General features: G+C 71.4%; 13 protein-coding genes. 9 read left to right on the forward strand and 4 right to left on the reverse strand.

What is annotated here, in order from left to right:
- The first annotated feature begins 20 nt into the window (after positions 1 to 20).
- A complete protein-coding gene (locus ABZ887_RS39965; RefSeq protein WP_361301337.1) occupies positions 21 to 2,060 on the forward strand; it encodes a hypothetical protein in 2,040 nt (679 codons plus the stop codon).
- 198 nt (positions 2,061 to 2,258) lie between these two features.
- On the opposite strand, the gene ABZ887_RS39970 is transcribed toward ABZ887_RS39965, so the two are convergent.
- Together ABZ887_RS39970 and ABZ887_RS39975 are read right to left on the reverse strand one after the other, a co-directional pair.
- Entirely contained in the window at positions 2,259 to 3,041 is a 783-nt protein-coding gene (locus ABZ887_RS39970) for an SDR family oxidoreductase (RefSeq protein ID WP_361301340.1), read from the reverse strand.
- Between the two features lie 30 nt (positions 3,042 to 3,071).
- A complete protein-coding gene (locus ABZ887_RS39975) occupies positions 3,072 to 3,815 on the reverse strand; it encodes an SDR family oxidoreductase (RefSeq protein ID WP_361301342.1) in 744 nt (247 codons plus the stop codon).
- A 107-nt stretch (positions 3,816 to 3,922) separates the two neighbouring features.
- Here ABZ887_RS39975 and ABZ887_RS39980 point away from each other — a divergent pair, with 107 nt between their 5' ends.
- The 6 genes from ABZ887_RS39980 (at position 3,923) to ABZ887_RS40005 (ending at position 9,736) form a co-directional block, all read left to right on the forward strand.
- Positions 3,923 to 4,807, forward strand: a complete 885-nt coding sequence (locus ABZ887_RS39980) for a fumarylacetoacetate hydrolase family protein (protein ID WP_361301344.1) — start codon at positions 3,923 to 3,925, stop codon at positions 4,805 to 4,807.
- Positions 4,808 to 4,814: 7 nt separating this feature from the next.
- Positions 4,815 to 5,636: a fumarylacetoacetate hydrolase family protein gene (locus ABZ887_RS39985; RefSeq protein WP_361301347.1), complete on the forward strand. Its 822-nt coding sequence runs from the start codon at positions 4,815 to 4,817 to the stop codon at positions 5,634 to 5,636.
- A complete protein-coding gene (locus ABZ887_RS39990) occupies positions 5,633 to 6,853 on the forward strand; it encodes an amidohydrolase family protein (RefSeq protein ID WP_361301350.1) in 1,221 nt (406 codons plus the stop codon). The genes ABZ887_RS39985 and ABZ887_RS39990 overlap by 4 nt, the downstream gene beginning before the upstream one ends.
- Entirely contained in the window at positions 6,850 to 8,331 is a 1,482-nt protein-coding gene (locus ABZ887_RS39995; protein ID WP_361301353.1) for a carboxylesterase family protein, read from the forward strand. The genes ABZ887_RS39990 and ABZ887_RS39995 overlap by 4 nt, the downstream gene beginning before the upstream one ends.
- Before the next feature lie 44 nt (positions 8,332 to 8,375).
- Positions 8,376 to 8,873: a carboxymuconolactone decarboxylase family protein gene (locus ABZ887_RS40000; protein ID WP_361301356.1), complete on the forward strand. Its 498-nt coding sequence runs from the start codon at positions 8,376 to 8,378 to the stop codon at positions 8,871 to 8,873.
- A 122-nt stretch (positions 8,874 to 8,995) separates the two neighbouring features.
- Positions 8,996 to 9,736, forward strand: a complete 741-nt coding sequence (locus tag ABZ887_RS40005) for a GntR family transcriptional regulator (protein ID WP_361301359.1) — start codon at positions 8,996 to 8,998, stop codon at positions 9,734 to 9,736.
- 82 nt (positions 9,737 to 9,818) lie between these two features.
- On the opposite strand, the gene ABZ887_RS40010 is transcribed toward ABZ887_RS40005, so the two are convergent.
- A complete protein-coding gene (locus ABZ887_RS40010; RefSeq protein WP_361301362.1) occupies positions 9,819 to 10,607 on the reverse strand; it encodes an SDR family oxidoreductase in 789 nt (262 codons plus the stop codon).
- 323 nt (positions 10,608 to 10,930) lie between these two features.
- On the opposite strand from ABZ887_RS40010, the gene ABZ887_RS40015 reads away from it, so the two are divergent.
- Together ABZ887_RS40015 and ABZ887_RS40020 are read left to right on the forward strand one after the other, a co-directional pair.
- Positions 10,931 to 11,980, forward strand: coding sequence for a formylglycine-generating enzyme family protein (locus tag ABZ887_RS40015; protein ID WP_361301365.1), 1,050 nt, complete (start codon positions 10,931 to 10,933; stop codon positions 11,978 to 11,980).
- Positions 11,981 to 12,033: 53 nt separating this feature from the next.
- On the forward strand, positions 12,034 to 12,873 hold the full coding sequence (locus ABZ887_RS40020) for a VCBS repeat-containing protein (RefSeq protein ID WP_361301368.1): 840 nt from the start codon (positions 12,034 to 12,036) through the stop codon (positions 12,871 to 12,873).
- Positions 12,874 to 12,959: 86 nt separating this feature from the next.
- On the opposite strand, the gene ABZ887_RS40025 is transcribed toward ABZ887_RS40020, so the two are convergent.
- A complete protein-coding gene (locus tag ABZ887_RS40025; RefSeq protein ID WP_361301371.1) occupies positions 12,960 to 14,588 on the reverse strand; it encodes a multicopper oxidase domain-containing protein in 1,629 nt (542 codons plus the stop codon).
- Between the last annotated feature and the right edge of the window lie 125 nt (positions 14,589 to 14,713).

Genomic DNA, 14,713 nt, shown 5'->3' on the forward strand with positions numbered 1-14,713 from the left:
GGAGAACAAAGGAGTTCACAGTGCTGTCCACCAACAGGCCCGCCAACAAGGCCGACAACGAGCAGACTTCGTCCGTCAGCGACCTGCTCGACCGGCCCGTCGCCAACCGGGCCCGCCCCCGCGCCCTGATCGTCGCGGTGGCCGCCGCCTTCGCCCCCACCCTGCTCGCCCCCGCCACCGCACAGGCCGCCAGTGCCAAGAAGCCCAAGAAGGCCAAGGCGACCACGATCACCGTCGGCTCCGACGAGACCCTCACCCTCACCGAGACCACCACCGCGACCGAGCTGGCGATCGAGGAGGGCGGTGTCATCACCGTCGACGACGGCTACAGCCTCACCCTCACCGTCAACGGCGTGGAGACCGGCAGCGAACTCGCCGCGCTCACCGACGGATACGGCGGCGTCGCCACCGCCATCGCGGCCGGCACCTACACCGGCACCATCGTCCTGAACGTCGCCGAGGCCACCGACGTCGCCTACTCCACCCTCACCTTCCCCTTCCGCCAGGCCATCTACGTCGACGCCGACGGCGTGGACGAGGACAAGTCCGTCCCCTCCGGCGTCCTCGACGGCACCGTCACCGACTCAGAGGCCTCGGACATCACCCTGCTCTCCAACGGCGAGGCCTTCAACGGCGTCTACGTCGCCGGCGGCAGCTACACCCTCACCGACCCGACCATCGCCTTCGACGGCAACGGCCGCTGCGACTTCGTCGGCTACGGCGCCGCCGTGGTCGGCACCGGCTCGGGCACCACCCTCGTCCTCGACGGCGCGAACATCAGCAACGTGGGCGTGGTCCGTACGGCCGTCATCGCCGACGCCACCGCCAACGTGATCGTCAAGAACTCCACCATCACGTGCGCCGACGGCGTCGTCCCCGCCGAGTACCCCGCCGCCGGCACCGGCGACACCAAGTACATGATCACCGTGCCGTGGATGCTGGGCATCTCCGGCAACGTCCGCGCCACCAACCTGCTCGGCGCGAGCACCAAGGCGACGTACATCAACTCCTCGGTCTCCTCCGAGAAGTGGGGCGCCCTCTCGGTCGACGGCGGCAGCTACTGCACCCTCACCGCCATCAACAGCACCATCGCCAACACCGGCGGCCAGGGCTACGGCAGCTACGCCATCGGCAACGTCACCGAGCACTTCCTCGGCTGCACCTTCGACGTCGGCGACTACGCCCTCATCCACTGGGGTGCCTCGGCGCACTACGGCGACAGCACCAAGGACGCGGTCTCGGACCTCAACGACTCCCTCTCCCTCGGCCTCACCTCGGCCGAACTGGACGACCTCCCCGTCCAGTCGACCACCATCGACGCCGGCCGCTTCATGGTCATGTGGTACGCGGCGGGGTCGGTCGCCATCGACGGCGGCACCCAGGTCAGCACCGGTGAGACCGCCTTCATGTGCAAGGCGGTCGCGGGCACCGTCACCGTGGACGGCTCCGACGGCGCCACGATCACCACCGGCAACGGCGTCCTCTTCCAGCTGATGGACACCGACCGCCCGAGCAGCGTCACGGTCTCCGGCAAGCCCTGGTCCAGCGAGACGACCGGCACCTACACCGAGCCGACCGGCTCCCCGACCAAGTCGTCCAGCTGGTCCCCGACCACCTCCCAGTCCACCGACGCGAAGGGCACCTTCACCGACATCGCCCTGACCGGCGACTTCTACAACTCGGTCTGGGGCGGCGGCAACGCGAGCCTCCAGGGCCAGAACCTCACCCTCTCCTTCACCCGTACCACGGTCGAGGGCGTGATCTCGGCGAGCACGGCCAAGCACAGCGTCTCCACCATCACCAAGACGGAGTACCGCGAGATCAGCGAGGTCACCAACACCCCGAGCGCGGTGGTCAACAACGGCGTCCTGGTGACCCTGGGCGAGTCGTCGACCTGGACGGTGACGGGCACGTCGTACCTCAGCGCCCTCACCCTGGCCTCGACCGCGTCGATAACGGCGCCGAGCGACAGGACGGTGACCCTGACGGTCGACGGCACGGAGACCACTATCACGCCCGGCCAGAGCTACACGGGCGCCCTCACCCTGACGGTGTCGTAAGAAGACCAGGAGAAGAGAGCCGGCCCCCGGGGATGGATGCGAACCGAATCCCGGGGGCCGGAGCTTTCAGATCTTCTCAAAGAGGGAGAAGCGTCCCTACCTGCTTTTTGCCTTTAGGGGCGCGGGGCTGTGTCAATTTGCGGCTCCGCCGCGTGGGCGCGACCAGCCCCCACTCACCCGCACCCGCAACACAACCCCCTACGCCCCGATCATGTTGTATCCCCCGTCAGCCACCAAGAAGCCCCCGGTGATATGCCCGGCATCCTCGGTCGCCAAGAAGAGCGCAGCTCCCGCCAGTTCCTCAGGCCCAGGTATCCGGCCGAGCGGCGTGGCCGCCCTGAGCGCATCCCCCCGCCCGCTCTTCCAGTCCTCGCGCCCCAGCGTCGCCGCGGTCTCGATGAACCCCGGCGCGAAGACGTTCACCCGCACCCGCGGCGCGAACGCGTGCGCATAGGACTTGGTCAGGCCGATGATCCCGTACTTCGCAGCCGCGTACTGCGGCGCCCTGGCGCTGCCCCGCACCACCACCGTCGACCCGATGTTCACGACCGCCCCGCCCCCCTCCTGCTCCAGCATCCGCCCCCCGAACTCGTGCGTGCACAGCAGCGTGCCCTTGATGTCCACGGCGAGCACATGGTCGATCGACTCCTCCGTGACGTCCCGCCAGGACATCTGCTCACGCGCGACGTCCCCCACGTTGTTGACCGCCACGTCCAGCCGCCCGAAGTGCGCCCACACCTCCTCCGCGAGCCGGGTGATCTGGGCGTGCTCGGAGATGTCGGCCTGGACGACGAGCGCCTTGCGGCCGAGCGCGGTCACGCGCTCGGCCGTGGCCTCGGCCCCCGCGCGGGAACCGCGGTAGTGGACGGCGACATCGGCCCCCTCCCGCGCCGCCCGCACGGCGATCTCCGCACCGAACCCGGTGCCGGCACCGGTGACGAGCACGGTCTTCCCGGCGAAACGTTCGAACACGGCGGTCATAAGGCCTCCAAAGCGATCGTTGAGGGGAGTTCAGACGAGCGTCCGCCCGCCGTCGACGTACAGCACCTGCCCGGTGACGAACGCCGCGGCGTCGGACGCGAGGAAGAGGACCGGCCCGGTCAGGTCCGCGGGCCGGCCCAGCCGGCCCGCGGGGACGAGGGACTCCAGGGACGCCCGGACCCCCGGCCCGGCGAGGTACTCGCGCGTGAGGTCGGTCTCGGTGTAGCCGGGCGCGACCGCGTTGACGGTGACCCCGCAGGCCGCCCACTCCCGGGCCATGACCCGCATCAACTGGTCGACGCCGCCCTTGGTCGCGGCGTACGGCCCGTGGTTGGCGTGGGCGAGCAGCCCGGACACCGACGACAGGAACACGATCCTTCCGTGTCCGGCGCGCACCATCACCGCGCCCACGGCCCGCCCCAGCCAGAACGCACTGTCGAGGTTGACCGCGGTGATCCGCTCCCAGACCTCGTCCGGGGTGTCGAGCACCGGCCGCCGGTCGTTGACCCCCACCGCGTGCACGAACACGTCGACGCCGTCGAGCAGTTGCACCGCACTGTCGACAGCGGCCCGGCAGGCGTCCGCCGACGTCAGGTCGGCGGACAGCCCCTTGACGGGGCCGGGCCCCGCCAGCTGGTCCAACCTGCCCTCGTCCACGTCCAGGACGACCACCGCCGCTCCCGCCCGCGCGAGTTCCCCCGCGACCACCGCACCGATCCCGCCGGCCCCGGCGACCAGCGCCCGGGTCCCCGTGAAGTCCCACGTCGTCCGCATGCTTCGGACGGTAGGTCACCGCACCGATTGGTGTCCACACTTTGCGCACCTATTGACGATCAGACGGGCTCAGGACAGGCTGTCTGTCGACAGTTGAGGGAGGTCTGATGAAACTGGTGACGTTCTGCGACGGGCCGGACGACGGACTGGTGGGCCGGCTCGACGGAGACACCGTCGTGGAGCTGGAGGTGCCCTGCACCCGCGCCTGGTTCGAGCGGGAGGGCCAAGTCGCCGAGACGGGGCGGACGTTCGCGCTCGCCGACGTCCGGCTGCGCGCGCCGATCGTGCCGAAGAAGTTCTTCCACACCGCCGGCAACTTCCGGGAGCACCACGAGGACCTGGCCCGCGTGGACTGGTCCCACCCGGTCAACAAGGGGATCGTCTTCTTCCAGAACGTCGACGCGATCATCGGCCCGGACGAGCCGATCGTGTACCCGGCGAACCTCACCCGGGAACTCGACTACGAACTCGAACTCGCCGTCGTCATCGGCAAGCCGGGCCGCTTCTTCTCCGCGGAACAGGCCGTCGAGCACATCGCCGGCTACGTGGTCTTCAACGACATCACCGCGCGGGACATCCAGCGCAGGGAGATGGAGTCGGGAGTCTTCTCCTTCTCCAAGGCGATCGAGACCTTCTGCCCGGTCGGGCCGTACATCGTCACCGCCGACGAGATCGACGACCCGCACGCCCTGGACATGGAACTCAGGGTCAACGGCGACGTGCGCCAGAAGTCCAACACCGGCCGGATGTCGGTCTCCCTCCCGCAGCTGGTCGCCTACCACTCCCCGCAGACCTACAGCGCCGGCGACCTCGTCACCACCGGCACCGTCGCGGGCGTGGCCGCGAGCACCGAGGACCCGTTCGCCAACTACCTCAAGCCCGGCGACGTCGTCGAGGCCGAGATCGAGGGCCTGGGCGTGCTGCGCAACCCGGTGGTCTCCTGGAGAGAGGCGTACGGCGAGGACGAGCCCCCCGCCGGGCAGTGGGTGTGATCGCCGGATGCGCCTCGCACGCCTCGCCGGCCGTACCGTCCTGCTGACCCCGGACGGCGCCGTCGACGTACCGGCCGCCCTCGCCGCCGACCCCTTCGCCCGCTGGGACGACCTGCGCCTGTGGTCCACGGCCGCGACCGGCGCCCGCCCTTACGACGAGGCCGACCTGGAGCCCCCGGTACCGGCCCCCCGCCAGATCTTCGCCGTCGCCCTCAACTACCGCCCGCACACCGCCGAGGCGGGCTACGAGGAGCCCGAAGCCCCTCTTGTCTTCACCAAGTTCGCCACCTGCCTCACCGGCCCGCACACCACGGTCACCCTCCCGCCCGGCCATGTCGACTGGGAGCTGGAACTGGTCGCCGTCATCGGCCGGGAGGCCCACCAGGTGCCGGAGGAGAAGGGCTGGGACCCGGTCGTCGCGCTCACCGTCGGCCAGGACCTCTCCGAGCGGATCAGCCAACTCGCGGGCCGCCCGGCCCAGTTCTCGCTCGGCAAGTCCTACCCGGGCTTCGGCCCGATCGGCCCCGCGCTCGTCAGCCTCGACGAGATCGACGACCCGGACGACCTGGAACTGACCTGCGAGCTCAACGGCGAGACCGTCCAGCACGACCGCACCGCCAACATGATCTTCCCGATCCCCCGGCTGATCGCCCACCTCAGCCGGTTCTGCACCCTGCTCCCCGGCGACCTCGTCTTCACCGGCACCCCGGCCGGCGTCGGCAACCGCCGGGTCCCGCAGCGCTTCCTCACCCCCGAGGACGAACTGGTCAGCAGGATCGGGGGAGTCGGCGAGATGCGCCACCGCTTCTGGAGGCCCAGGACCCCATGACCAGCACGCTCTTCACCGACGTCCACGTCTTCGACGGCACCGGCCGCGACCCGTTCCCCGCGCAGGTCCTGGTCGAGGGCAACCGCGTCACCGCGGTCGCCGAGCGCATCCCACGCGACCGGACCGCCGGGGCCCGGGTGATCGACGGAGGCGGCGGCACCCTGCTCCCCGGACTCGTCGACGCCCACACCCACCTCGGCTTCGGCTCCACCGTCGAGCACCTCTCCCGGCGCCGCGACGAACCCGCCGAGGAGAAGGCCCTGTTGGTCGCGCACGCCGGCCGGGTCCTCCTCGACCACGGCATCACCAGCGCCTACTCCGGCGGCAACCGGCTCCCCGGCACGGAGGTCGCCGCCCGCAAGGCCTTCGCCGAGGGCTGGATGCCAGGACCGCGCCTCAAGGCCGCGTCCTGGGAGGGCAGCGCGGGCATGGTCGAGCCGGGCGTCTACGACTTCCCCGGCGTCGACGGCCGCGCCTCCGACCCCGGCTCGGTCGCCCGGTTCGTCGCCGACATGGCCGAACTCGGCGTCGACATCGTCAAGTTGTCCCTCTCCGGCGAGAGCGCCGTCGTACAGGGCACCTCCCGGGTCGTGCAGTTCACCGACGAGGAGGTGGCCGCCGCCGCGCACACCGCCGAGAAGCACGGCGTCTGGCTCACCGCCCACGCCCACGCCGCCGAGTCGGTCAAGATGGCGGTCCGGCACGGCATCCGCGCCGTCTACCACTGCACCTTCGCCGACGAGGAGGCCCTCGACCTCCTCCGGGCCGCCCGCGACCGGATCTTCGTCGCGCCGACCCCGGGCATCATCCACGCCAACCTCCACGAGGCCGGCAGCGAACCCGAGCCCGGCATGGAGGTCGAGGCCACCCGGGACGCCGTGTGCGCGGTCGTCCCCGAACTCGTGGCGCGCGGCGTCCGGGTCGTCCCCGGCGGCGACTACGGCTTCGCCTGGAACCCGGTCGGCCGCAACCTGCGGGACCTGGAACTGTTCGTGGACTGGTTCGGCTTCACCCCGGCCGAGGCGCTGCGCGCGGCGACCGGGTACGGCGGCCAGGTGATGGGGATGGGGGAGGAGCTGGGCCTCGTGCGGGAGGGGTATCTCGCCGACCTGGTGCTCGTCGACGGCGATCCGCTGGCCGACATCCGGATCCTCCAGGACCGCGACCGGCTACGGGTGATCATGAAGGACGGCGTGCTGCACAAGGCGACCGGGTGATCAGGACCGTCAGCACCGTCAGGGCCACGGTCGGCGCCGGGCGGCTGGCAGCGCAGTACGACGGTGAAATCGCCGTCTTCCGGGGCGTCCCGTTCGCCGCACCACCGGTCGGAGAGCTCCGCTGGCGGCCCCCGCGCCCGCCCGCGCCCTGGGACGGCGAACGCCGGGCCGACGCCTTCGGCCCGGCACCGCTGCAGCCCCAGCCGCCCCGCGACTCGATCATGTACCACACCAACTTCGCCGACCGGCGGGCGCTGGTGATGAGCGAGGACTGTCTCTACCTGAACGTGTGGACCCCGGACCCGGCACCGGGCGCCCGGCTGCCCGTGCTGGTCTGGATCCACGGCGGCGGCAACCGCTACGGCCACGGCGGCCAGGAGATCCACCACGGCCGTGCGCTGGCCCGGCGCGGCCTGGTCGTCGTCACCCTCAACCACCGGCTCGGCGCCCTCGGCTTCCTCGCCCACCCCGAACTCGCCGCCGAGGACGACCTGGGCGCCGCCGGCAACTACGGGCTGCTCGACATCGTCGCCGCCCTGACCTGGGTGGGCGAGAACATCAACGCGTTCGGCGGCGACCCCGGCCGGGTCACCCTCGCCGGCAACTCGGCGGGCGCCGCCCACGTCTGCCACCTCATGGCCTCCCCGGCCGCCCGGCACCTCTTCCACGCGGCGATCGGCCAGAGCGCCTCGGGCATCGGCCGCGCGGAGGGCCCGCTGCCGGACCAGGCCACCGCACAGAAGCAGGGCCTGCGCTGGGCGGACGACCGCGGCATCGGCGCACTGCGCCGGCTCGACGGCGTCGAACTCGTCCTCAAGGGCCACTTCGGGCCGGTCGTCGACGGCCGGGTCCTCACCGAACCGAGCGACGACGTCTTCGGCACCGCCCGCCAGCACGCCGTACCCCTTCTCGCCGGGACCAACGACGACGAGGGCTCGGTGTACGCCTCGCTGGACATCCTGCGCCGGCTGCCCGTCGAGCCCGGCACGGACGCCGTGTACCCGCTGCGGAACAGCGACGAAGCCCGCCGTACGGCACGGCGGTTCACGGGGGAGAGCCGGTTCGCCTACCCGGTGTGGCACTGGGCGCGGACCCACGCGGCCGTCGCACCCACCTGGATGTACCGCTTCACCCGGACCCCGCCCCTGCCGGACGGCCTTCCGCTCGCCCCGCCCCGCGACGGGCTGCCCGGCTACGGCGTCCACCACACCGCCGAACTGCCCTACGCCCTCGACACGTTGACGGCCCGCGCCTGGCCCTGGACCGACGCCGACCGGGAGCTGGCCCGCACCATGGCCGACACCTGGGCCCGCTTCGTCACCGACCACGACCCGGGCGGCGGGCCGCTGCCCGCCTGGCCGGAGTTCACGGGGGAGGAGGCGATGGTGTTCGGCGGCGCCACCGTCGAGGTCGGTCCGGTCCAACGGCTCGACGCCCTCAGGCTGTTGGACCGCGCGCCCCGCCCCCTGCTCGACTGACGAGCCCCGCCCCCTGCCCGACCGAACGGAAGGACCCGCATCCCATGGCACGACTCCCCGGCACCGAAGGCGGCGGCGAGATCGCCGACCGGGTCCGCGCCCGGCGCGGCGGCGGCCTGCATCCGCTCGACCGGATGCTGCTGCACAGCCCGCCGGTGGCCGACGGCTGGAACAGCCTGCTCGGCGCCGTAAGGGAGCGGATGTCGCTCCCCGCCGACCTCCGCGAACTGGTCATCCTGCGGATCGCGGTCCTCAACCGGGCGCCGTACGAGTGGGCGGCGCACGAGCCGGAGGCGCGGCGGGCCGGGGCGGACGACCGGCAGCTGGCCGAACTGCGCAAGGAGAAACCGGAGTTCGAGGGGCGCATCGCCCGGGTCGTCGCCTACACCGACGCGATGACCCGGGACGTCCGGGTCCCGGACCCGGTGTTCGACGCCCTGCGTGCCGACTTCGGCGAGACCGGACTCGTCGAACTGACGGCGACCGTGGCGGTGTACAACATGGTGTCCCGGTTCCTGGTCGCGCTGGATGTCCAGCCCTAGGTGACTGTCGACAGACAGCTGGTGACCGGTGTCCTGGGCGGCTCCGGAGTGCGATAGTGTCGACACCGATGGGTCCGCTGTGAACCCGGCACCGGGCCGGGCACGGACCGGGAGGCCGCCGGATGACCGATCAGGACACGCATGTCGTGCTCGCCCGTCTGCTGCGGCTGCGGGACCGGCGGGAGCCGTTGGTTGCGCAGATCGCCGAGTGGGTGGGCGCCGGGATCATCGAGGGCCGGCTGGCCGCGGGCCAGGACCTCAACAGCGTCGACCTGTCACGACGGTTCGACACCAGCCGCACCCCCGTGCGCGAGGCCCTGATGGTCCTCGAACAGGAGGGTCTGGTCGAGATGAAGGCGCGTCGCCGGCCCCGGGTCGCCGCGCCCTCCCTCCAGGACATCCGGGACATCTACCAGGTCCGGCGGCAGCTTCTGTCGATGCTCGCCGCGCTGCTGGTGGAGCGGGCCACCGACGAGGAGATCGGCGAGCTGCGCGGCCGGGTCGAGAAGATGCGCGGACTGGCCGACGAGGGCGACGTGGACGCGTACTTCTGGAGCCATGTGCAGCTCCAGGAGCGGATGACCGAGATCGTCGGCAACGCCACCCTCAAGCAGATCCTCGACTCCCTGGCGCTGCGCACCCTCATGCTCCGCCACCTCAGCCTGACCCGCCCCGGCCGCCTCGCCTACAGCGTCGACGACCAGGAACGGCTGATGCAGGCCTGCGAGGAGCGCGACGGCGAGCTGGCCTCCGCGCTGATCGCGGGGGCGACGGTGCGGGCGCTGCGGTCGGTCGAGGAGCAGATCCAGGAGCAGGAGCCCGGCCGCAAGCCGTCACGCCGGCGGCGCACCCCGTCGACGTGACGGCAGGGGGCCCGGAGGCGACCCAGGGGCCCTCGCTTCGCCGGTGCCCGGGGTCCTTCGCCTCGCCGGTGCCCGGGGGCCCTCACTTGGCCAGCACGCCGCCGTCCACCGGGAAGTTCCCGCCGGTGACCCACGCGGACTCGTCGGACGCCAGGTAGACCGCGCACCAGGCGATGTCCTCGGGCGTGCCGACCCGGCCCAGCGGGATACGGGCCAGGAGCGCCGCCCGGGCGGCTCCCTCGTGCGCGCCGGCCGACTCGGTGGCCGGGGTGCGCACCATGCCGGGCGAGATGGTGTTGGCCCGGATCCCGCACGGTCCGCCCTCCACGGCCAGCTGGCGGGTCAGGCCGAGCACCGCCGACTTGCCCGCGCAGTGCGCGACCATGCCGAAGGTGCCGCTGCCCCGGAAGGCGTTCACCGAGGCGAAGTTGACGATCGAACCGCCGCCGGAGGCCACCAGGTGCGGCCAGGCCGCCCGCACCGGCAGGAACACCACGTCGACCTCGCCGCGCAGGGTCGGCGTCCACTGCGCGTCGAAGTCCATCTCCGCCGCGCTCGCCATGTGCGGGGCGATCGCGCCCGCCGTCACCAGGACGTCGATCCGGCCGTACCGCTCGAAGACGGTGTCCGCGCAGCGCTGCGCGTCCGCCGCCACCGTCATGTCCAGCGGGGCCATGACCTCGACCTTCACCCCGCGTTCGGCGGCCAGCTTCCGGGTGCGTCCGGCCGCGTCCGCGTCGATGTCGCAGCCGACCACGGTCGCGCCCTGCTCGGCGAAGAGCAGGGCGCAGCCCTGGCCGATGCCCGCGCCCGCGCCGGTCACGAGGGCGACCTTGCCCGAGAGGCGTCGTCCGGGCCGGGGATCGGTCATGGCGTTCTCCTCGTGGCGTGGGAAGGTCCTCCCTCACCTGTCTAGTGTCGACAGTAAGGCTCGGTCAAGTGGTTCTTTCGCATTCACAGCCCAAGGTGTCGACACTGTGCCTCTCTTCGGACAGACTGCGGGCTCGACGGTACGGACCGCGCAGCCGGCGCGGAACCTGTGTGCACGCGTCCAGAGAAGTCACAGGCCGACATTGGCCGGAGCAAAGGCGCGCACCTTACGTTCCGTCGAAGGGCCGGTCACGCGGCGCGCTGTCCCCCTGAAATGCCGCGTGGTCGGCCGCCCCAGCCATCGAGTCGACGGAAGGCCGCCCCATGACCGTCGTACCACCGCACCAACAGCCGCTCGGCAGAAGGAAGTTGCTGCGTGCCGTCGGCGTCTCGGCCGTCGCGCCGCTGCTCGGAGTGCCGCTGCTCGGCGCGGCTCCGGCCGCCGCGGCCGACACGGTCACCGTCGCCGGGCAGACCCTGGTGCCGGCTCCCGCGGACCCGGACTTCGTGTTCACGGCCGACCTGTCCAACACCACCGGCGCCGGCGAGGCCTCGCCGATCGACTCGGCCTACTGGCTGGGGGCCTACCAGGTCACCAACGCCCAGTACGCGGCCTTCCTCGGCACGGACGCGGGCGCCGGCCACACCGTCCCGTCCTACTGGGACGACGGCACGGTCCCCACCGGCAAGGAGCAACACCCGGTCCTGGCGGTCGCGCTGGCGGATGCCGAGGCTTTCTGCGACTGGCTCACCGGGCAGGCCGACGGCTGGACCCTGCGGCTGCCGACCGAGGCCGAGTGGGAGAGCGCGGCCCGCGGCCCCGACTCCTACGCCTACCCCTGGGGCGACACGGCGGGGACGACCTACACGGACTCCGTGCTCACCAGCGACTACAACTACAACGCGGTGTGCGCCGCGTACTACCTCGCGAACTACGGCTCCACCGAGGCCACTTACGACAACCCGGAGTCCACCCGGTACGGCGAGAGCGAGCCGGTCTCCGAGATCCTCACCGTCACCGCCACCGGCGGGGTGACCGGCTGGATCGACCACGACACCTGGACCGGGTTCGTCTACACGGACCTCTTCGACGCGCTCGTGGCGACCGGCGGACTCACCTCGGCCGTGGGCGCGTACCCGGACGGCGTCAGCGTGTACGGCGCCTACGACATGGCCGGCAACTGCTTCGAGTGGACCTCCAGCGTCGTCACCGCCACCAACGGCCAGGAGGCCGGTCTGGACGTCAACGCCGTGCGCGGCGGCTCCTGGTACGCGACGGGGCGCAGCTGCACCACCCACTACCGCGGCGAGGGCCGGGACGGCAGCGGCGGCTATCCCACGGTCGGCTTCCGGGTCGCCGCCGACCGGAGCTGAGCCGACCGATGACCTCACCCGAGACGAAAGCCCGAGACGAAAGGCGGTACGGCATGAACCGGCAGCTCTGCCTGCGGATCGCCGCGGCCGGCGGGTTGCTCCTCGGCGGAACGCTGCCCGCGATCCCGGCGGTGGCCGCCGATGCGACCGCCTGCGTCCCGTCGTACACCCTGACCGGCTCGGCCGGCGCCGACACCAACACCCGGCATGTCGTCACCGCCGACCTGGACGGGGACGGCGCGGTGGACGTGGTCGCCGCCAACCTCGAAGGCGACTCGGTGACCGTGCTGCTCGGCAACGGGGACGGCACCTTCACGGACGCCGGCCAGACCGCCACCGGAAGCCAGCCGCACGGCATCGTCGTCGGGGACTTCGACGGGGACGGCGCTGCCGACGTGACCACGGCGAGCGTGGCGAGCGCGGGGGTGAGCGTGCTCCTCGGTGACGGCACCGGAGCCCTGGGTGCCGCCACCGAGTACGCGACCACCGCCCGCCTCTACTCCCTCGCCGAGGGCGACTTCGACGGTGACGGCAGCCTCGACCTGGCCACGGTGAGCAACGGCGCCGACACCCTGGACGTGCTGCTCGGGAACGGTGCCGGCACCTTCGGTGCGGCCACCACCTACAGCACGCCCGCGCTGCCGGTCGCCGGGGGCGCCGCCGACCTGGACGGGGACGGCATCACGGACCTGCTGGTCTCTTCCCTTCAGGGCAACTCGGTCACGCCGTACACGGGCGACGGCTCGGGTACCCTCACCCGGCTGACCGAGGTGCCCGCCACCGGCGCCTACGACGCGACGGCGGCAGACCTGGACGGCGACGGCGTCCGCGACCTCGTGGTGGCGGACAGCACGGGCGGCCAGGTCGATGTGTTCCGGGGGGTCTGCCAGTGACCGGAACCTCACGAACGGCTGCCGCCGGCACTTCCACTGCCGGCGGCAGCCTGCTCAGGAGGCCCGAGCGGCCACGGGCTGTCCCTCTAGCTGTCCGTCACCATGAGGGCCGCCATCATGCCCTCGTCCTCGTGTTGCAGCAGATGGCAGTGGAGCATGTACATGTACGTGTCGTCGGAGAAGTCCGTGAACTCCATGGCGATCACGATGGAGCCGCCGCCGACCACTTCGAAGGTGTCGTACCAGCCGAGTTCGACGCCGGTCGGATCCGCGCCGTTGATGGAGATCAGCTGATACGGCACGTCGTGCAGGTGGAACGAGTGCTCCAGCTGCGTGCTGTTCTTGATCGTCCAGATCTCCTTGGACCCCAGCGTGGTGCTGATCATGGTCATGGAGTCCATGCTGGTCCCGGCTTTCCCGTCGATCAGCATGGTGCCGCCGCTGTTGCCGAGGGTGATGGTCCGGGCCGTGAAGTCGCTGGTGTCGTACCGGTCGATGGTCCGCAGCGAGCTGGGCAGGTCGGACGGGGTGTCGGTGCCGCTCGCGGTGACCGCCAGGAAGTCGTACGTGCCGCTGCCGCCGCGGATCCAGCCGGTGGTGATGACCGCCTGGAGGGTGACGTCGTCCGACATATCCATGACCATCTCGGCGCGCGCGCCGGCCACCAGCCGGATCGTGGTCACGTCCGCCGCCTCGGCCAGGTAGCCCTGGTCGGTGGCGATCTGGGTCATCGTGCCGCCGTCGCTGCGCTGGATGGTGATGATGTCCGACGGCGAGGCGTTGAGCAGCCGGAACCGGGTCCGGGTCTTGGTCGCGGTGAAGGTGAGCGTGGTGTCGTCGACGTTGGTGCCGTTGACCAGCAGCGGGAAGCTCAGGCCGCTGGTGAGGTAGCCGGTGACGTCGTACTTGATGTCGCCGGCGCTGTCGACGGCCAGACACTGGAAGATCAGCGGGATGTCGTCCGTGCCGTAGGTGCTGGGCAGCGCCGCGCTGGTGTCGTCGCTGTCCTCGACGATGATCATGCCGGCCAGGCCGTGCACCGCCTGCTTCGCCGTGGTGCCGAGCGCGTGCGGGTGGTACCAGAGCGTCGTCGGTTCGTCCTTGACCGTGAACGTCGGCGACCAGGTCTCCCCGTCGGCGAAGGCGACCTGGGGTCCGCCGTCCATCTTCGGCGGCACGTGCGCGCCGTGGAAGTGGACGGTGGTGTCCTCGCCCAGGCTGTTGGTGATGTTGAGCAGGACCACGTCGCCCTTGGTCCACTTCATGGTGGGGCCGAGGAACGACTGGTTGTAGCCCGCGGTGGTGCTGGTGACGCCGCTGAGGACCTCGGCGCTGCCGGTCTTCGCCTCCAGGGTGAAGGTGGTGGTGCTGTCGGAGGTGGTGCCCTCCAGGAGGTCCGGGATGTTCAGGGTGGCGGTGTTGGTCGCCGCGCCGGCCTTGTTGCCCTTCGCGTCGGTCAGCAGGGCGAAGGTGGAGCCGGCCGCGGCGACGGCGCCCAGACCGACCCCGGCCATGCCGCCGAGGAACTTCCGGCGGTGAACGCCCTTGCCTCGCTTGGCCGTTGCTCCCTTGGAGTGCTCGGCGTCCGTGGTGCGCTCGGCCTTGGAGTGCTCCGCCTGGGGCTGCTCCGAGCCCTTGGCACGACGGCGCCTGCCGCCCTTGACCTGCTCTTCGTCTCTGTTCGCCTCGAAGGCGGGATCTGTGGTGTGGGTCATGGCCCCGGATGTTTGTCCTGGGGTCTGTGCGAAATCTGAGGCGAAGTTAGGAGCGAACCGGCGGAACTGTGAAGCGGCCGTGGATCCTGGTAATGCTTAACTCCCTTGAAAGCAGGCCGAGTTGA

Origin of the sequence: Streptomyces sp. NPDC047061 (genome assembly GCF_040643955.1) — a bacterium.
Classification (GTDB): Bacteria; Actinomycetota; Actinomycetes; order Streptomycetales; family Streptomycetaceae; genus Streptomyces.